This is a genomic window from Chryseomicrobium palamuruense (assembly GCF_042649045.1).
Lineage (GTDB): Bacteria > Bacillota > Bacilli > Bacillales_A > Planococcaceae > Chryseomicrobium > Chryseomicrobium palamuruense.
Map to the genome: position 1 here is coordinate 1 of NZ_JBHSEF010000024.1, position 18396 is coordinate 18396.

Annotated in this window: 18 protein-coding genes; 4 read left to right on the forward strand and 14 right to left on the reverse strand. The window is 43.2% G+C overall.

What is annotated here, in order from left to right:
- Positions 1–363 precede the first annotated feature (363 nt).
- Positions 364–1230: a nucleotidyltransferase-like protein gene (locus ACFO0S_RS11470; RefSeq protein ID WP_378142225.1), complete on the reverse strand. Its 867-nt coding sequence runs from the start codon at positions 1228–1230 to the stop codon at positions 364–366.
- 119 nt (positions 1231–1349) lie between these two features.
- Here ACFO0S_RS11470 and ACFO0S_RS11475 point away from each other — a divergent pair, with 119 nt between their 5' ends.
- The gene (locus tag ACFO0S_RS11475) at positions 1350–1697 is read left to right on the forward strand and encodes a YgzB family protein (RefSeq protein WP_378142226.1); all 348 of its coding nucleotides are present in this window, start codon (positions 1350–1352) and stop codon (positions 1695–1697) included.
- Positions 1698–1734: 37 nt separating this feature from the next.
- On the opposite strand, the gene perR is transcribed toward ACFO0S_RS11475, so the two are convergent.
- The 3 genes from perR to bcp form a co-directional block, all read right to left on the reverse strand.
- A complete protein-coding gene (gene perR / locus ACFO0S_RS11480) occupies positions 1735–2178 on the reverse strand; it encodes a peroxide-responsive transcriptional repressor PerR (protein WP_378142228.1) in 444 nt (147 codons plus the stop codon).
- 100 nt (positions 2179–2278) lie between these two features.
- Entirely contained in the window at positions 2279–3217 is a 939-nt protein-coding gene (locus tag ACFO0S_RS11485) for a D-2-hydroxyacid dehydrogenase (protein ID WP_378142229.1), read from the reverse strand.
- Positions 3217–3702 carry a thioredoxin-dependent thiol peroxidase gene (gene bcp / locus ACFO0S_RS11490; RefSeq protein ID WP_378142230.1) on the reverse strand — a complete coding sequence of 162 codons (486 nt, stop codon included), beginning with the start codon at positions 3700–3702 and terminating at the stop codon, positions 3217–3219. The genes ACFO0S_RS11485 and bcp overlap by 1 nt, the downstream gene beginning before the upstream one ends.
- 127 nt (positions 3703–3829) lie before the next feature.
- Between bcp and ACFO0S_RS11495 the strand changes: the two genes are divergently transcribed.
- On the forward strand, positions 3830–5122 hold the full coding sequence (locus ACFO0S_RS11495) for a glutamate-1-semialdehyde 2,1-aminomutase (protein ID WP_378142231.1): 1293 nt from the start codon (positions 3830–3832) through the stop codon (positions 5120–5122).
- A 16-nt stretch (positions 5123–5138) separates the two neighbouring features.
- Positions 5139–6215, forward strand: coding sequence for an aromatic acid exporter family protein (locus tag ACFO0S_RS11500; RefSeq protein WP_378142232.1), 1077 nt, complete (start codon positions 5139–5141; stop codon positions 6213–6215).
- 42 nt (positions 6216–6257) lie between these two features.
- Here the strand turns inward: ACFO0S_RS11500 and nikC are convergent, their stop codons facing one another.
- From nikC to mutY, 8 genes are all read right to left on the reverse strand, one after another.
- The gene (nikC, locus tag ACFO0S_RS11505; protein WP_378142233.1) at positions 6258–7160 is read right to left on the reverse strand and encodes a nickel transporter permease; all 903 of its coding nucleotides are present in this window, start codon (positions 7158–7160) and stop codon (positions 6258–6260) included.
- A 15-nt stretch (positions 7161–7175) separates the two neighbouring features.
- Complete coding sequence (locus ACFO0S_RS11510; RefSeq protein ID WP_378142234.1) at positions 7176–8180, reverse strand: ABC transporter permease; 1005 nt, start codon at positions 8178–8180, stop codon at positions 7176–7178.
- Between the two features lie 84 nt (positions 8181–8264).
- Positions 8265–9905, reverse strand: coding sequence for an ABC transporter substrate-binding protein (locus ACFO0S_RS11515; RefSeq protein WP_378142235.1), 1641 nt, complete (start codon positions 9903–9905; stop codon positions 8265–8267).
- A complete protein-coding gene (locus tag ACFO0S_RS11520; protein ID WP_378142236.1) occupies positions 9905–10909 on the reverse strand; it encodes an ABC transporter ATP-binding protein in 1005 nt (334 codons plus the stop codon). The genes ACFO0S_RS11515 and ACFO0S_RS11520 overlap by 1 nt, the downstream gene beginning before the upstream one ends.
- Entirely contained in the window at positions 10884–11903 is a 1020-nt protein-coding gene (locus ACFO0S_RS11525; RefSeq protein WP_378142237.1) for an ABC transporter ATP-binding protein, read from the reverse strand. Before ACFO0S_RS11525 ends, ACFO0S_RS11520 begins: the two co-directional genes overlap by 26 nt.
- A 653-nt stretch (positions 11904–12556) precedes the next feature.
- Positions 12557–14302 carry an ABC transporter ATP-binding protein gene (locus ACFO0S_RS11530; RefSeq protein WP_378142239.1) on the reverse strand — a complete coding sequence of 582 codons (1746 nt, stop codon included), beginning with the start codon at positions 14300–14302 and terminating at the stop codon, positions 12557–12559.
- A 51-nt stretch (positions 14303–14353) separates the two neighbouring features.
- Positions 14354–14899 (reverse strand): nucleoside tri-diphosphate phosphatase, encoded by a 546-nt coding sequence (ntdP, locus tag ACFO0S_RS11535; RefSeq protein WP_378142240.1) that lies wholly within the window; start codon positions 14897–14899, stop codon positions 14354–14356.
- A gap of 99 nt (positions 14900–14998) precedes the next feature.
- A complete protein-coding gene (gene mutY / locus ACFO0S_RS11540) occupies positions 14999–16042 on the reverse strand; it encodes an A/G-specific adenine glycosylase (RefSeq protein WP_378142242.1) in 1044 nt (347 codons plus the stop codon).
- Positions 16043–16163: 121 nt separating this feature from the next.
- Here mutY and ACFO0S_RS11545 point away from each other — a divergent pair, with 121 nt between their 5' ends.
- Positions 16164–17144, forward strand: a complete 981-nt coding sequence (locus ACFO0S_RS11545) for a metal-dependent hydrolase (RefSeq protein ID WP_378142243.1) — start codon at positions 16164–16166, stop codon at positions 17142–17144.
- A gap of 115 nt (positions 17145–17259) precedes the next feature.
- Here ACFO0S_RS11545 and ACFO0S_RS11550 read toward each other — a convergent pair whose 3' ends face one another.
- Both ACFO0S_RS11550 and recX read right to left on the reverse strand, forming a co-directional pair.
- Entirely contained in the window at positions 17260–17577 is a 318-nt protein-coding gene (locus ACFO0S_RS11550) for a YfhH family protein (protein ID WP_378142244.1), read from the reverse strand.
- The gene (gene recX / locus ACFO0S_RS11555; RefSeq protein WP_378142342.1) at positions 17570–18370 is read right to left on the reverse strand and encodes a recombination regulator RecX; all 801 of its coding nucleotides are present in this window, start codon (positions 18368–18370) and stop codon (positions 17570–17572) included. The genes ACFO0S_RS11550 and recX overlap by 8 nt, the downstream gene beginning before the upstream one ends.
- Positions 18371–18396: the final 26 nt, after the last annotated feature.

Consider the following 18396-nt stretch of genomic DNA (forward strand, 5'->3'; position numbering starts at 1 on the left):
CGCACCCAACGGGGGTCGGGTCGGCGACTTGTATATCTTGACGTCTTGCATGTTCAGTTTTCAATGTTCATTTTCGTGCGTCGCTTGTTTTGGCGACTTCTCTAATTTAGCATTTTCCTCATTCAGAGTCAAGCTTTATTTTGAAGTCTTTTTCGCTTGCTGCTTACGTTTGATAGCAACTTGCCTTAGCGACGTTTATTATCATAACTTATGGTTTTATAAATGGTCAACCGTTTTTTTGAAATAATTTAGAGTTATTTTTTTCTCACAATAATTTATGGTTTAAACAATGACTACCTTCTATTATATGCGTTAAAAAGAAAAAAAGAACTTTCAAATCTAACGACTTGAAAGTCCTAGTTTCTATTCTACTGTTTTATAGTAACGGTGCATCACGTGCGAACTTTTGGTAGGGTGTTCTTCGACTAAGAGTAATCCTTTTTCAACCAAGTATTCGATATAGACTTCTAGATCTGTTGAGTAATATCTCAACTCTTGTTGCTCATGAATCTCTTGGATAGACCAGTATGGCTTTTGCGAGAGCACTTCTTGAATATGTAGAGCCCCTTCTTTAATTCGTGAGTGAATCAAGAAATCACTTGCCAAAAATAATAACTCCACACGCTTTTGTAAAGGTTCCGAGCTTGAAACAAGCTCATCATATAATTTATAAATAGCTGGATCGAGTACCTTTACTTGTTTCCATACCATAAGCTCCGGATGCATCCCTCGCTCGAAGATGGCAAGTCGTGCTAGATGATGGAGAGAATCAACTAGTTCTGTATAAGCATCTAAGTAGTTTTGTTGCTCAAAAAACACTTTTCCCTCTAAATATCTTCTGGTGAGTCTTGCAAATTCAATTCCCATCCGGACCTTTCTCCCTCGCTCCGGAAACTCATCAAGTTCTTGACGAAAATTCACAATAGCTTCATTGCGATCAAATAAAATACGCCCATGTAAGAGCCAATCCACAATCTTCGGATTCTTGCCAAGTGTCAACCACTTTCGTAGCTGTTGTTCTGTGACAATATGTAGCGCAGCTTTTTGACCATCAAATGAGTAATGCTTTGTAAAAATAGGACGTTTCGCTTCCTTTGTTACCACTAATAAGATTGAATCAAATGTATCCGTCAACGGGCTGACTTTATCTTTTTTTTGTATATGTAAAATCCCAAGGGTATTCGGGTCACTTGCTCGTTCCTGATAGATCGGTCGTAATATTGCTTCCATCTATTCCACTCCTTCATGATGCGGACTCTATTCTTAATGATTATTCTACACCAAATGCATTTGTCCTTCTTTCCTCACAAAATTATGCTATAGTAGTGAATGAAATTAGGAGGCTGACTATGGTACAATACAAAAATAAAATTAATAAAATTCGATCCTTTGCACTTGCTCTAATCTTTATCGGCTTCATTATTATGTACGGAGCCATCTTCTTCCGTGAAAATCCAATTCTAGTTACCATCTTTATGGTGCTTGGCTTACTCTCTATTTTAGGAAGCGTGGTTGTTTACGGTTGGATAGGTCTACTTTCTACTCGCGCTGTCCAAGTTGTATGTCCGAACTGCGGAAAACATACCAAAGTATTAGGTCGCGTGGATCTATGTATGTATTGTAATGAGCCACTTACACTTGATCCAACTTTGGAAGGCAAAGAATTCGATCAAAATTATAATAAATCCGAAAAATAAAAAAGAAACTACCGTGAAAATGGTTCACGGTAGTTTTTTATTGTACATTTCTACTTTGTTCTTTACAAGATGGGCATGTCCCATATACTTCCAATCGGTGAGATTCCACTTCAAATCCCGTAAGGTGTGAAGCGAGTTGTTCCACTTCATCTAGGCCTGGATAATGAAAGTCGACAATTTTGCCGCAATCTGTACAAATCATATGATAATGATCATTTGTTACAAAATCAAAGCGGCTAGAGTTGTCTCCATAGGTCAATTCTTTCACAAGTCCAGACTCTCGAAACACACGTAAGTTATTATATACAGTTGCTACACTCATACTAGGAAACTTGCTCTCAAGAGCACGGTAGATATCATCAGCTGTTGGGTGCGTCATAGCCTGGATAATGTATTCCAAAATGGCATGGCGCTGGGGAGTAATGCGTACACCCGTAGACTTCAGTGTATCCAAAGCATCGCGTAAATGCACTTCGGTCATTGTCGGCACCTCTTTCAGATTCATTCTTACTTTAGAATAGTTATTCTTAATTATAAGAAGTCCTTTGGTGAAGTGTCAACTAATTCACTGCATGTCGCCTTTAATACCCGGCTTTAAGGTCAACTAAATTTCGAAGTTTGGTATCCCCACTTTCCCATTTGGAAAGGTTCTCTGAGAAAATTTCCATTGCACGCTCTACATAAAAAGCGGAATGACTAGATATGTGAGGTGAGATGATGGCGTTCTCAAGTTGCCAAAGCTTACTAGTTGGTGGTAGTGGTTCCACCTCAAACACATCTAATACGGCATGACGCTTTGGTGAACTTTCAAGAGCAGCTACGAGATGCTTTTCAGCTACAACATCCCCTCTCCCGAAATTCATAAAGATGACATCCTCTTTCATGATTTCAAAATGTTCATTTGTCAGGAGATGACGAGTTTCATTCGTACTTGGTAGAAGTGATAGAACAATGTTGGCTTCTCCTAAATAGTTTGTGAGTTCATCAAGTCGGATGGTCTGTTCCGCCTCTTCCACACTATTTCCTGAACGATTGCACGCAATGATATGCACCCCAAAGGCTGTTAGTAGTCGAGCCACTTCGGCACCAATGGCACCAGGACCTAAAATAAGTGCCGTCTCTCCGCGGAGCTCACGTGAACCTTTTGGTTTGTCCCACTCTTTTTTCTCATTCAGCTGATATATGGCGGGTAAACTTCGGTAGAGAGATAAAATATGCCCCACGATCGACTCAGCCATTGGGGTTTTGTGAATCCCACGCGCATTAGTTACATGGATCTGTCGGTCTGAAAGATACACAAGTGGCATCTTTTCAATTCCTGCAGAAGCCACACTTATCCACTTTAACTGGGGTAAGGCAGCAACTGTTTCTTTCGTTACATCTTCGCCATAGGTGACCCAAATTTCTGTATCGGGACGCGGCGCAGTTCCTTTAGCAAAGAGAAACTCATGTTGTGTAAACGTTTCTATTAATTGTTTTTGCATCTTTGGTTTAGGTTCAAATGTAAATTGAATGATCATTAATTTCCCTCTTGTACTTTCTGTAAAGTCTCTTTTATTTCGTCCACATGTCCTGGTACTTTTACTTTCCTCCACTCTTTCACAACTTCACCCGTTGGGGCAATAAGAAAGGTAGACCGTTCAATCCCCCAAAATTCTTTGCCGTACATATTTTTTTTCTTCCATGCCCCGTAGGAGCTTGCCGTCTCTCCCTCTTCATCGACTAACAACGAAAATGGCAAGTCATTTTTCTTGATGAAATTTTGATGCTTTCGCTCACTGTCTGTACTGACTCCAAGAACAACCGCTTTTAAAGAAGCAAACTCCTCATGAGCATCCCGGAAATCACATGCTTCTTTCGTGCATCCTGGTGTTGAATCACGCGGATAAAAATAAAGCACGACATAATGCTTCCCTAGAAATTGATCAAGTGTAACTGTTTCCCCTTGTTCATTCGGCAATGAAAACGTAGGTGCCTTCAAACCTTCTAATAAATGTTCTGACATAATCAACCGCCTCCTCTTCTTATCGTACCGAAAGAGAGCGTGCGGTTCAATTTTTGACCATTCTGAAATCTTGTTGTTCCTTAAAAACTTGTCTACAATGGAATAGAAAACCCAAGGAGGTCACACAATGAACCGGACAACTTCAGAGCGCCATCACGAAGAGGCGCTTACTCATATAGTCGGTGGCGTCAATAGCCCATCCCGTTCCTATAAAGCTGTAGGTGGAGGTTCCCCTACTGTAATGGCTCGTGCTAAAGGAGCCTATTTTTATGATGTAGATGGCAATAAATATATCGATTACCTGGCTGCGTATGGTCCGATAATAACTGGACATGCTCATCCACATATCACGAAAGCGTTGACTACAGCTGCTGAAAACGGGTTGCTTTATGGAACCCCCACAGAGCATGAAATTAAATTTGCTAAAATGCTTAAAGAAGCCATTCCATCTATGGACAAAGTGCGTTTTACGAACTCTGGAACGGAAGCGGTCATGACTACCATCCGAGTGGCACGCGCCTATACCGGACGCACGAAGATGATGAAATTTGCGGGATGCTATCATGGCCACTCAGACCTTGTCCTTGTGGCAGCAGGTTCTGGTCCAGCTACACTAGGCACACCTGACTCTGCAGGAGTTCCAAAGACGATTGCAGAAGAAGTTATCACTGTGCCATTTAACGATCCCGCTGCATTTAAAGAAGCGATGGACTTATGGGGTTCAGAGATTGCGGGAATCCTAGTCGAGCCTATTGTAGGTAACTTCGGAATGGTTGAACCAAACCCTGGTTTCTTGGAAACAGTCCACACGCTTGCTAAAGAACACGGCGTACTCATTATCTACGACGAGGTGATCACGGCTTTCCGCTTCCATTACGGAGCAGCCTCCACACTCCTCGGATTAAAACCCGATTTAACAGCATTAGGGAAAATCATCGGTGGCGGACTCCCTATCGGTGCTTATGGTGGCAAGAAAGAAGTAATGGACCAAGTAGCCCCAAATGGACCTGCCTACCAAGCAGGAACGATGGCCGGAAACCCTGCTTCTATACAGACCGGGATCGCTTGCCTAGAGCTCCTCAGTCAGCCCGGTGTCTATGAAGAACTGGACCGATTAGGAAAGCGTTTAGAAGAAGGGATTTTAGAATCTGCTAAGAAACATCACGTAACGATTACAATCAACCGCATCAAAGGCGCATTATCCATTTACTTTACGGGCGTGAACGTGGAGAATTATGACCAAGCAGAAGCGTCTGATGGAGAGATGTTTGCGAAGTTCTTCCGTTTGATGCTTGATCAAGGAATTAATTTAGCCCCTTCTAAATATGAAGCGTGGTTTGTAACAACGGCTCATACAGATGAAGACATTGATGTGACCCTTCAAGCAGTAGACCGTGCGTTTGAACAAATGAACGAGTAAAGGAGAGTGGTGTGCAGTGAAACTTGGTGCACGCGTATTTAAAACAGGGATTGCGATAGCACTTGCCCTCTATATAGCGGATGTTTTAGCACTGCCTGAGGTAATTTTTGCAGGGATTGCTGCCATATTCGCTGTGCAACCTTCTATTTATCGTTCTTATATGACGGTATTAGAGCAAATTCAATCCAATCTGATTGGGGCTGCATTTGCCGTTACCTTTGCTATTATTTTCGGAAACTCGTATTTCATGGTGGGATTAACGACAATCATCGCTATTTCCGTTATGTTGAAGTTGAAGCTGCAAAAAACGATTCCTCTTGCCCTCGTCACGATTATTGCCATTATGGAAATTCAAGGAGACAATTTCCTGTTGGCTGCTGCGTTTCGAATTTTAACGATTGGGGTCGGAGTATTTTCGGCATTCGCCGTCAATCTTGTGTTCATACCACCGAAGTATGAGACACGCTTATTCACGAAAATCAGCACGACGCAAGATGATATTATTCGTTGGATCCGGATCGGGATTCGACACGCCGCAGATCATCAGTCTTTAAAACAAGCGGTCACTTCGATTGAAGAGCAGCTCGTCAAGATTGATCAGTTATTCCTCCTCTTTAAAGAAGAGCGCGGGTACACGAAAAAATCAAGGTATGCAAAAGGTCGAAAACTGGTTATTTACAGAGAACTCATTACGACCTCGTATAAAAGTCTTTACGTGATAAGAAGGCTATACGCCTATGAACACGATATTATACAGCTTCCCGACCACTTCCATATGATGATCCAGGAGCGCTTAGATACTCTTCTTACCTATCATGAACACTTGCACTTAAAGTTCATCGGAAAATTAAAGCCAGAGCAACTGGACTGGATCAATGATGACCACTTTATCAAACGTCAAGAAGTGATGGAAATCTTCATGACACAGATCTATGAGACCAAGCGACAAGAGGATTTCTCTACGTACCATTTACTGCATTTATTATCTGCCATCTTAACCTACGAAGAACATCTTGAGCACCTAGATACACTAATCAGTTCGTATCAGACCTATCACGGAGACGAGATTGATGTCAAAGTAGAAGAAGTATAAAAAGCTGCTCATCTACAAAAATTTGTAGATGAACAGCTTTTTTCATGTCTTCATTTTCGGATCGAGCGCATCTCGTAGCCCGTCACCCATTAAGTTAAATCCTAAAACGGTTAACATAATGGCTACACCTGGGAAAATCATCGTCCACGGCGCATTACGGATGAATTCTTGTGCGTCTGCAAGCATCTTACCCCATTCCGGTGCCGGCGCTTGTGCACCTAGACCTAAGAAACCAAGAGCCGCAGCTTCAATGATGGCCGAGGCAACGGCAAGCGTTCCTGCGACAATTATTGGCGCTAAGGAATTCGGCAAGATGTGCGAAATCAAGATTCGGAAATCTTTCATTCCTATGGCCTTGGCGGAGGTGATGTACTCCTCTTGCTTGACCGACAATACTTTTGAGCGAATTAAACGGCCAAAGTTTGGCACGTTGATAATGGCAATGGCAATTAATGCATTCACAAGGGAAGGTCCTAATACAGAAACGACCGCAATCGCAAGAAGGATACTCGGGAAAGCAAGCATGATATCAAAGATACGTGAGATGATGGTGTCTACCCATTTCCCGTAGTATCCGGCAATAATACCAAGAGCACTCCCGATGATAACGGAGCCAATGACGGAAAAGAAGCCGACACCCAAGGAAATACGAGCGCCTAGAATGACCCTTGAAAAAATATCACGTCCAAAATCGTCGGTACCAAACCAGTAATCGCTCGATGGCGGTTTCAAACGCTCCGGTAGTTTTTGATCATTAATCCCTTCTGAGGCAATCCACGGACCAAAGATAGCTAGGAATAAGAAGAAGAGCACGATGACACTTCCTACAAGTGCAATCTTGTTCTTACGAAAACTGCGCCAGGCATCTCGCCAAGGCCCTGTCTCTTTTTCTACCTGGATTTCTTGTTCTGTAGGAACTAGGTTTTTGGGATCTACATTTGTCATGCTGCGTCCTCCTCTCTAGTCATATTTAATCCGCGGATCAATGAGTCCGTATAGAATATCCACAATCAAATTGATCATGACGAAAATGAAAGCGATGATCAGAATGCCTGATTGAATTACTGGATAGTCACGGAACTGAATCGCCTCATAGACGTATCGTCCGATTCCTGGCCAAGAGAAAATGGTTTCTGTCAAAATGGCGCCACCTAGAAGCAGACCCATTTGAAGACCAATAACAGTCAATACCGGAATTACCGCATTTTTTAAGGCGTGTTTATACACGACCCAGAACATCTTCTGACCTTTTGCACGTGCCGTTCGGATATAATCTGAACGCATCACTTCAAGCATGCTTGACCGTGTCATCCGTGCAATGATAGCCATGGGAATAGTTGCTAAAGCGGCCCCAGGCAGGACTAAGTGTTTTAGTACTTGCCCTAATTGATCAAATCGCCCTTGCATTATCGTATCGAGAACATAGAAACCTGTTTGTGAACTGACCGGATTTCGTACTTCTTCTCGCCCTGATGTTGGAAACCAGCCGAGTTCGATGGCAAAAATCCATTGCTCCAAGAGGCCTAACCAGAAGATCGGCATGGAAACTCCGACAAGCGCCAATACCATAGCCGTGTAATCGAACCATGAATTTTGGAACCAAGCGGAGATAATTCCTGCATTGACGCCGATAATCACGGCAATCAAAATCGCAAAAAACGCAAGTTCAAATGTAGCAGCGAGATAAGGCCATACCTCTTCCGCTACAGGCTGTCTTGTACGTAAGGACTCCCCTAAGTCCCCTTGGAGTAGGCCACCAAGGTATTCAAAGTATTGGACATACCAAGGGTTGTCTAATCCGAGCTTTGCTCGTAATGCTTCAACTGCTTCTTTAGATGCTAACTGACCTAAGATGACTTGAGCAGGATCTCCGGGAATTGCACGAATGATCAGAAATACTACGAATGTCATTCCGAGCAAAACTGGGATTAATTGTAATAAGCGTCTACCAATATAATTGACCACGCTCTTCACCTCTTCCCCTTTGATGAAAATCTATGTAGAAAAAAAGAGGGAAATCGCGAAGATTTCCCTCTTCCTCACCTCACATTATTCGAAATCAACATTGTGCAGTTTGTCTGAACCTGTTGGGTGCGGTAAGAACCCAGTAAGTTCTGCTTTCCCTGCTAGTAACGGTGTTGAGTGAGCAAGTGGAACCCAAGGAGCATCCTCGTGGATGATTTCTTGTGCTTGCATATACAATTCATTCCGTTTATTTTCGTCAACTTCGGATTGTGCTGCAATTAAAAGATCATGTAATTCTTCGTTGTCATAATACGTGTAGTTGTTACTTCCGATATTGTCTCCATCAAGAAGAACGTATAAGAAGTTGTCAGCGTCACCATTATCGCCTGTCCAACCTAACATGAATGCATCCGCTTCTCCGTTACGAGCTTTTTCAAGGTACGTTGCCCACTCGAACGATACGATTTCAGCAGTGATGCCTACGTCAGCTAAGTTTTTCTGCATTACTTCCGCTACTTTCATACCATCTGGCATATACGGACGTGGAACTGGCATTGCCCATAGTTCCATTTCGAAGCCATCTGGAAGACCTGCTTCTGCTAACAATTCTTTTGCACGTTCAGGGTCATACGCATATCCTTCAATTTGATCGTTATAGCCTGAGATACTTGGTGGCATTGGGTTAACAGCCACTTCTGCACGGCCTTCGAAGAAAGCATCCACAATCGCTTGTCTATCGATCGCATGATTCATCGCTTGGCGAACCAAGACATTATCAAATGGAGGACGTGTATTTGTTAAACCTAAGTAACCAATGTTCATAGAAGGGCGTTCGAACAATTGTAGCGCGCTGTCCCCTTCAATAGAACCAGCATCTGTCGGATTAACACCGTCTGCAAGATCAATTTCACCTGTTAATAATGCATTTAGACGAGTAGAGTTATCCGGAATAGCACGGAAAACCACGCGGTCAAGCTTTGGTAATCCTTCTTGCCAGTAATCTTCGAATTTTTCAATTGTGATGGAATCGTTACGCTTCCACTCCACAAATTTGAATGGACCTGTTCCAACTGGGTTATCTCCGAAAGAATCCCCTGCTGCTTCAAATGCTGTTGGTGAACCCATACCGAATGGGCTCATTGCGATATTTTTCAAGAATGGTGCCTGTGGACGTTTTAATGTGAATGTCACTGTGTAGTCATCGTCTGCAGTTACAGATTCGATGACGTGTCCTTCTTCATCGCCAAACCCACCAAACATGGATTTATAGTAGTAGTATTTATCTGCTGTACCTGAAGCCCAGCGCTCAAAGTTGGCAACAACGGCTTCTGCATTGAAGTCTGTTCCATCGTGGAACTTAACCCCTTCTTCAAGCAAGAATGTGTATGTTAAACCATCTTCAGATACTTCCCAGTCATGAGCAAGTCCTGGGTTAATCGTTGTATCTTGCTCACCGAAATTGACAAGCGTTTCAAAAACGTTCTGTGTCACTTTAAATGACTCTCCGTCTGTAACAGAGATTGGATCTAAGTTAACAGAATCACCGCCGCGACCAAAAATTAATACTTTTGGCTCGCCAGAATCTTCATTTGTTGCCTCTTCAGAGTCATTTCCTTCGTCATTTGTACCTTCTGAGCCTTCATCATCCGAGTTACATGCTGCTAAGAAAAGCATGGCGATCAATCCGAAGAACAACAGGAATGACCAAATTTTCTTGTTTCTCATTAAGACCCCTCCACTACTGATTTATCTATCATGTCGGCATCATATAAATGACACGCAACATAATGACCTGGCTTGATTTCCTCAAGCTGAGGAATGTGTTGCTTACAACGGTCCATGGCAAATGGACATCGTGTATGGAATGTGCACCCGCTTGGCGGATTTGAAGGACTTGGAATATCGCCTTCTAGAAGAATTTCTTCTCGCGTAAAGTTCGGGTCTGGTACCGGCACAGCAGAGAGCAGTGCTTTTGTATATGGGTGAAGTGGTTCTGCGTAAAGATTCTCACTCGACGCAAGCTCTACCATCTTCCCGAGATACATGACACCCACTCGGTCACTAATATGCCGAACGACACCTAAATCATGCGCAATAAAAATGTATGTGAGTTTCAATTCTCTCTGTAACTTCTGCATCAAGTTCAGAACTTGTGCTTGAATGGATACATCAAGAGCAGAAACTGGTTCATCGGCAATAATCAGTTTTGGATTAGTCATCAGTGCTCTGGCGATTCCAATCCGTTGTCGCTGGCCACCACTGAACTGGTGAGGATAGCGTTTTGCGTGATAGCTTGAAAGACCAACGATTTCTAAAAAGTCGCGAACCATTTTTTTTCGGCTTTTTGTATCCCCGATATTGTGTACAATCAGAGGTTCCATTAAAATCTTTTCGACCGTATGACGCGGATTTAGAGAAGCGTAGGGGTCTTGAAAGACCATTTGAATTTCTCTGCGTGCTTTCCGCATTTCTTGTGGAGATAATTTCGTGAGCTCCTGCCCATTGAATGTCACTTTCCCTTCAGTTGGCTCTAGGAGGCGCATTAGCATGCGGCCTGTTGTGGATTTCCCACAACCCGATTCCCCAACGATACCAAGCGTCTCCCCTTCATTAACATAGAAAGACACGTCATCTACGGCTTTGACTTGACCCGTTATTTTTCCAAATAAACCCTTCTTAACGGGAAAGTATTTTTTTAATCCCTCAACTTTCAACAGTGGCTCTGTCATAGGTACTTACCTCCTCTGTGTCATATAAGAAGCAGCGGGTCTTATGATGAGCTGCTGTTTGGTATAAAGGAGGTGACTCTTGTGTGCATCGTCCAAAAACAGATTCACAGCGGGCTGCAAATCGACAACCTTCTTTAATGGATCCGGGTTTCGGAACATTTCCTGGAATCGAATATAGCGACTGTTTTTTATAGCGCATATCCGGAACAGAGGCGAGTAGGCCTTTGGTATACGGATGTTGAGGATTGGTGAAAATCGTTTCAACCGGACCTTCTTCTACGACTTTTCCAGCATACATAACAACCACTCGTTCACATGTTTCAGCCACAACCCCTAAGTCATGTGTAATAAGAATAATCGCCGTATTTAATCGAGTATTTAAATCTTTCATGAGTTTTAAAATCTGAGCTTGAATCGTCACGTCAAGTGCCGTTGTCGGCTCATCGGCAATCAATACTTTCGGGTCACAAACTAGAGCCATGGCAATCATGACACGCTGCCGCATCCCACCTGATAACTGGTGTGGATAATCGTTCATTAATTCTTCTGCTCGTGGCAGTCCCACAAGTTTTAACATCTCAATGCTTCGTGCTTTTGCTTGTTTTTTCGACCAATCTTTTTTATGTAGCAGCACAGCTTCCATCATCTGACTACCAATCGTGAAGAGTGGGTTTAAAGAAGTCATGGGCTCTTGGAAGATCATTGCAATATCATTGCCGCGAATTTGGCGCATCTGTTTCTCCGAGAATTTTATAATGTCTTTCCCTTGATAAAGAATTTCCCCTGAAGTAATTTTGCCGGGCGGTGAAGGAATAAGGCCCATTATGGATAAGGAAGTCACACTCTTTCCACTACCTGATTCACCTACAATACCTAAAATTTCGCCTTCTCGTACTTCGAAGTCTACGAAGTCGACAGAAGGGATAACTCCGTCATCTGTGAAGAAAGACGTCTGGAGGTTTTTTACCTCGAGAACTGATTTACGATTCGTCATGATGAACCCCTCTCCACTATTCTGAATATTCGCTGTTGAATGAATTTTTATATAATCATTATTTTACACAACAAAATATCACTTGCAATCACTTTTTTTATAATTAATTAATATCTATAATATTCACATACCATTCACTCTATTTACCATTTTTAGATATGAACGTTTCAGATACATAGTTGCACTAGATTTGTGTCAATCATTTGAAACTGTTTTTGTTAAAATGAATATATGAAATAGATTGATTTTCTAAACTTGAACTAATACATTTTTAAGTAATTCTTTAATGTTTCTTTTTAAATGGATGGATGTCAGATTCTTATATATTCTATAGTATTCCACATTGAAAGTAGATTTGTTGACCCTTTGGTTGATGGATACGCATTGTCCCGAATCCGTCTACAAATGTCTCGAAAACAGCAGCAAATTGTCACCCAACGTACCTAACTTGCCCCGGAAACGATGAAGTGTTCATTCATTCCCTGCTCATTACTCTCTCTATAGCTTCTCACATCAATTTGCTCATCAAACATTGTCGTTATCAACGAAAATCACATCATAATATGCCATGAAAACTTACGATCATGGCAGTAAACATACTATACTTCCCAAAAAAGCCCTTCCCCGAATTTTCTCGGAGAAGGGCTTGTTACTTAATTTTCTAATTGTTGAACTTGGAACAGGTTGTAATAAGCTCCTTGCTTCTTCATCAGCTCTTGATGGGTTCCACTTTCAATAATCTGACCGTGGTCGACAACAAGGATTTGATCTGCATGTGTAATCGTTGAGAGTCGATGCGCGACGATGAGTGTCGTCCGGTCTGTCGCTAAACGCTCGAGCGAATCCTGAATCAACGATTCACTTTCTAGATCGAGCGCAGACGTCGCTTCGTCAAGTACAAGGATTCGTGGATCTTTCAGGAATACCCGTGCAATCGCAATTCGTTGCTTTTGACCTCCAGACAATTTAACACCCCGTTCGCCGACGGTTGTATCATACCCATTTGGCAATTCCATGATAAAGTCATGGGCATTGGCTGCTTTTGCCGCTTCAATGATCTCCTCTTCCGTTGCATCCGGGCGTCCCATCGCAATGTTCATGCGGATAGAGTCACTAAACAGCAGTGTATCTTGCAAGACGAGGCCAATTTGTTTTCGCAATGATTCAATCGTGACGTCACGAATATCCCCGCCGTCCATCTTGATTGCACCATCTGTCACGTCATAGAAACGTGGCAACAAGCTGATAATGGTCGACTTTCCTCCTCCACTCATCCCGACGAAAGCTGCTGTTTGTCCAGGGTGAATCGTAAAGTTGATCCCTCTCAGGACAGGCGTGCCTTCTTCTTCGTATTGGAAATAGACATTCTGGAACGATAGTTCACCGTCTAAATACTTGAGCTCTTTCGCATTCGGACGATTGACGACTTCATAACCTTCATCCATCAGTTCGAACATCCGGTCCATTGACGCAATCGACTGCGTGAGGGTAGTTGACGAATTCACGAGTCGGCGAAGCGGACTATACAGTCGTTCAATGTAAGCAACGAATGCGGCCATTGTTCCGACAGATAGGTTTCCTGTGATCGCTTCATATCCAGCATAGGCAATGACAAGTAACGGTGCGACGTCGGTAATCGTATTCACGACAGCAAACGCCTTGGCGTTCCATTTCGTTTGGTCGATGGCTTTGTCGAGGAACTCTCCATTGGCTTCGTCAAAGTTCTTTTGTTCATGGTCTTCCAACGTAAACGTCTTGATGACGCTCATCCCTTGGACACGCTCATGCAAGTAGCTCTGCACACCTGCAAGAGCTTGCGAACGCTGTCTAGTTAAATCACGGAGTCGGCCGAAGAAGTATTTGACACTAAAGGCATAGAACGGGAAAGCAATCAATGTGACGAGAGTCAGTTTGACGTTTAGGGTCAACATAATCCCAATCGCAATCAAAATCGTCGCAAGATCGAGCCACACATTCATGAGGCCGATCATGACAAAGTTCTTCGTCTGTTCGACATCATTGATGACGCGCGAGATGACCTCTCCCGCACGGGTATTGGCGTAATATTTCAGACTAAGCTTTTGCAAGTGATCAAACAGTTTTTCTCGAATATCAAATAAAATCTTGTTACTGACATACTGGGCAAGATATTGACGATAGTACTCGATCGGCGGACGAATGAGGAAGAAGACGAGCGCCGTTCCACCTAACCAGTAAAAGAGGAGTCTGAGCTTCTCTGCTTCTGACATATCCCCACCAATGATGTCATCAATGACGATTTTGATGAGAATGGGAATAAATAGTGGGATGGCAAATTTGACAATTCCGATCAAAATGGTGACGATAATTTGCCAGTTGTATGGTTTTACGAAGTGCATATAGCGTTTTATGGAATCCATCGGTTGCCTCCTTTAGACATGAGGAGACCTGTTGCATAGGCTGCAACAGGTCTACTCGGTTTTCTTTAATTCCTTATGAAACTGATACCTTGCTGTCCAGGCTTCGATGAAGTCTGGTGCAAACGGTCCCTTCTTTTGTTGGATCCACTGCTTGAGTGTCGAGATGGTCCGTTTCAAAATAATATCAATTTCATCCGGGTAGTTCATTTCTTGCTTGTGTTGTTCGTATTCATCTTCATCAAGTAGTGTAAACGATTGATCCGGAAATACTTTCATGTCGAGATCGTAATCGATGTACTTCAGCATTTTATCTTCGTAGACAAATGGTGAACTCAAATTGATGTAGTAATACACCCCATCTTCACGGAGCATACAAATAATATTGAACCAGTATTCTGCGTGGTAGTAACAAATTGAAGGTTCACGGGTCACCCATGTTCGACCATCCGATTCCGTTACCAGCGTGCGATCGTTGGCAGCAATAATGATATTTTTTGTTCCCTTTAATACCATCGTCTCGTGCCACACCCGGTGAATACTGCCGTTATGTTTGTAGCTGTGAATCTGGATCATTTCTCCTTCCAACGGAATTGTCATGATGTAGTCACCCTTTTCAAACGACGAAATTAAGCGATGTTTGTATTCGATATTTTCACATTATAACAATAGTAGAAGGAAAAAAGTAGTATTATCCTCTTATTTATAAGCCTGTCGGAGATTCCACATCTTCTGAATAGGTACTGGAAGCGGAAGCTTTGCTAGTTCTTCTTCCGTTACCCAAACACCCACTTCAGCTTTTTGGTCATCTACTTCCGCTTTGCCAGCATACACATTGACGGTCCATTTCAAGTGGCTAAACACATGCGTTACTTCCCCAACAGATTCCGTTTCACTCCATGCGATGCCGTAGCGAGTGTTCCATTCAGTGTCTTCTAATTCAATCAACGGGAATTGCCACATTTTCGCGAGCAACCCCTCGCCTCGTTGTTCCACAAGCCATTTGCCGTCCGCACGTTGAAGCACATACCCGTTGTATTGAACGGACTTTGATTTGATCTTCTTCGTTTTGATAGGAAGGATGGTCTCTTTGCCTTCTGCGAAAGCTTGACACGCCTCTCTCACTGGACAAAGCAGGCACTTCGGTTTTTGTGGTGTACAGATGACAGCACCGAGTTCCATCAGGCCTTGATTGAAGGAAGACGGGTCGTCCGGACTAATAATGTCCATGACCAGATGTTCAAACAGTTTGCGGGTTTTCGCTTGGGCGATGTCGTTTTCTAGCGCATATAGTCTCGACAATACACGCATCACATTGCCATCCACGGCATGCTCTGGCACACCATAGGCAATGCTCAACACGGCACCCGCTGTATACGGCCCGATACCTTTAATCGTAGAGATCTCTTCACGGGACTTTGGAATTTCTGCACCGTACCGCTCGATGACCTCTCTCACACCAGCTTGCAAATTACGCGCTCTTGAATAATAGCCTAACCCTTCCCATAGCTTTAACAAATGGTCTTCTTCTGCTGCTGCTAAGTCCTTCATCGTAGGAAAGGCTTTTGTGAATCTCTCGTAATAAGGAATGACTGTATCGACACGCGTCTGTTGGAGCATCACCTCGGAAATCCAGATGTGGTAGGGGTCGGACGTGCGTCGCCACGGCAGGTCTCTCTTTTCTTCTTGATACCAAGCGATTAAATGTTCTCTGATGTATGTCGCTTTTGCGGATGGTTCCAATTCGTTTCGTCTCCTTTGATTAGCGTTTTCGTGAAACGGGTAAAGTGATTGTGCTGGGATTTTCGTTCATTATCCTATATTCTATTATCACAATCTATACGATCAAGGAGGGGAATGTTGCATGGATACGGGTACACACATCGTCATGGGTATTGCTTTAGGCGGCCTCGCAGCTATAGATCCTGTCGTTGCCAACCACTCCGTGACGGCTACCGCTGTATTAGCAGGTACAATCATCGGTTCCCAGGCTCCTGATATTGATACGGTGCTGAAACTTCGTAACAATGCTGTCTATATTCGACATCATCGCGGCGCGACTCACTCCATTCCCGCTGTCGTGACGTGGCCACTACTGATTACACTCGGCCTCAACTTTATATTTCCAAGTGCCGACATATTACACCTTTGGTTATGGACATTTCTTGCTGTATTCCTGCATGTTTTTGTGGATATCTTTAACTCTTACGGAACGCAGGCACTCCGACCGATTTCGAATAAATGGGTGGCACTTGGCGTCATCAATACATTTGATCCCATTATCTTTGGGATTCACGTCATCGGGCTTTTGCTATGGGCTCTCGGAGCAAATCCAGTACCTACGTTTTTAGTCATGTACGCCATTCTTGTGGTGTATTACATCGTCCGTTTCCAAGTGCAACATGCCGTGCGACATGCGGTGAAGCTAAAAATCCCTAAAGCGGAACGGATTATTATCGCACCAACGATGCGCTTTTATCAGTGGCGAATTGCCGCGATTGATGGCGACCATTACTATGTCGGCCGTGCGTATGGTCGAAACGTGACTATCTATGACAAATTTGAGCGCCAGCCACTTCCGAAAAATGAGTTTGTGCAAGCCGCACTAAAAGACAAAAACATCGATGCATTCTTATCGTTTTCTCCAATTTACCGCTGGGAGATTACGGAACATAATCACATTACCGAAGTCCGCTTCATCGACCTTCGCTACCGCAGTAACGATTACTACCCATTTGTTGCGGTCGCTCACTTAAACGATGATCTCGAAATCATCAATTCGTATACTGGTTGGATCTTCAGCGAAGACAAACTTCATAAAAAACTCGATTTTACCATCGACTGATTCGTAAAAAATAACCTCTAGCTATCTGCTAGAGGTTATTTTATCATATGGGTCACCTAGTCGATGAGTAATTTTACTTGTCTGTGTGGATGCTTTCTTTCGTTAATTTCATAATTTATTTTACAGGTTCTAATAGTGCAATCGGAAGTGCTTCTTCAAAATAGTCTCCGCCGAGACGATGACCCCAAGCAAAGCGCCCTTTTAAATAGTCGACTTTAAAGTAAACACCCGGGTCTCCTAAAATTTTGTACAACTCTCCAGGCACGATCGTCTTTGGATCGATTAGATACGACTGGGCCATCGTCGCTTTTCGTTCGTAGACGGCGAACTCGTTGACGATGCCGAGCTGTTCGGCTTTGCGTGCTTTTTCTTTTAAGTTGGCAATCTCTTGCCGCAATTCTTCCGGTGTCATTTGGCTATATTTTTTATCCATCTTCTTGCTCCTTTTGATCAATAAATGCATCAATTATGTCGAGAGGAAATCCTTTTCCGTATAATTGCTGCTTCACTTTCTGTCTGCGCTCGCGTCCTTTGTATTTCGTCTGGAACTTCCGCCACGCCTTTTCTCCTTGATCCGCCAGCTTTTGATCCCAGTCCTCGACTTCAAACTCATCATCGAACTGTGCAATCACTTGTTTGCTGATGGCAAAAGAAAAGCCTTTCCGGGCGAGCATGTCTTGGATTTTCCGCTTCTGTTGTGAGGGAGTCAGTCTGCTTCCTGTGCGCATCACTTTATCCGCGAGTCCTTTGGCAATCTCGAGCTGCTCCCCTTCTGAATAGGCTTCCAGCACCGTTTGTTGAGTCTCTTCAGCAATACCCTTTTTCTTGAGCGACTGTTTGATAGCAGTCGGCCCTTTCTTAGAAGAACGCTTTTCTGTCGAGACCAGTGCTTTTGAAAACTCTTCATCGTTTAAGTAGTTGTATTCTAGTAATTTACGGATGGCTTCAATTGCCACCGCTTCGCCAAACCCATTTTCAAGCAACTTGTTCTTCACTTCTTGCTCGCTGCGCATCCGGTAGCTGAGATAATTTAACGCGCTAGAGAAGGCCTTCCGAACCTCATCCTCATAAATCAAATCATCCATATCAAAATTCTCAAGCACTTTTCCTTTGGTCAACTGGTGCTTGATCAATACACTTTCATCCACACTGAAAGCATAGCTTTCATCTAAATAGATATTGTAGCGTTCGACATTTTTCTTCTGTCGTGTGATTTTTGTGATCACTGGCAAAGCACATCAGCTCCCAGGGT

Excerpts from the sequence above, each read along its gene's own strand:
- ACFO0S_RS11550 (WP_378142244.1), bottom strand. The coding sequence starts at position 17,577 with ATGGATAAAAAATATAGCCAAATGACACCGGAAGAATTGCGGCAAGAG.
- ACFO0S_RS11515 (WP_378142235.1), bottom strand. The coding sequence starts at position 9,905 with ATGAGAAACAAGAAAATTTGGTCATTCCTGTTGTTCTTCGGATTGATC.
- ACFO0S_RS11545 (WP_378142243.1), top strand. The coding sequence starts at position 16,164 with ATGGATACGGGTACACACATCGTCATGGGTATTGCTTTAGGCGGCCTC.
- ACFO0S_RS11475 (WP_378142226.1), top strand. The coding sequence starts at position 1,350 with ATGGTACAATACAAAAATAAAATTAATAAAATTCGATCCTTTGCACTT.
- ntdP (WP_378142240.1), bottom strand. The coding sequence starts at position 14,899 with ATGACAATTCCGTTGGAAGGAGAAATGATCCAGATTCACAGCTACAAA.
- ACFO0S_RS11520 (WP_378142236.1), bottom strand. The coding sequence starts at position 10,909 with ATGACAGAGCCACTGTTGAAAGTTGAGGGATTAAAAAAATACTTTCCC.
- nikC (WP_378142233.1), bottom strand. The coding sequence starts at position 7,160 with ATGACAAATGTAGATCCCAAAAACCTAGTTCCTACAGAACAAGAAATC.
- perR (WP_378142228.1), bottom strand. The coding sequence starts at position 2,178 with ATGACCGAAGTGCATTTACGCGATGCTTTGGATACACTGAAGTCTACG.
- bcp (WP_378142230.1), bottom strand. The coding sequence starts at position 3,702 with ATGTCAGAACATTTATTAGAAGGTTTGAAGGCACCTACGTTTTCATTG.
- ACFO0S_RS11525 (WP_378142237.1), bottom strand. The coding sequence starts at position 11,903 with ATGACGAATCGTAAATCAGTTCTCGAGGTAAAAAACCTCCAGACGTCT.
- ACFO0S_RS11495 (WP_378142231.1), top strand. The coding sequence starts at position 3,830 with ATGAACCGGACAACTTCAGAGCGCCATCACGAAGAGGCGCTTACTCAT.
- ACFO0S_RS11485 (WP_378142229.1), bottom strand. The coding sequence starts at position 3,217 with ATGATCATTCAATTTACATTTGAACCTAAACCAAAGATGCAAAAACAA.
- ACFO0S_RS11470 (WP_378142225.1), bottom strand. The coding sequence starts at position 1,230 with ATGGAAGCAATATTACGACCGATCTATCAGGAACGAGCAAGTGACCCG.
- ACFO0S_RS11530 (WP_378142239.1), bottom strand. The coding sequence starts at position 14,302 with ATGGATTCCATAAAACGCTATATGCACTTCGTAAAACCATACAACTGG.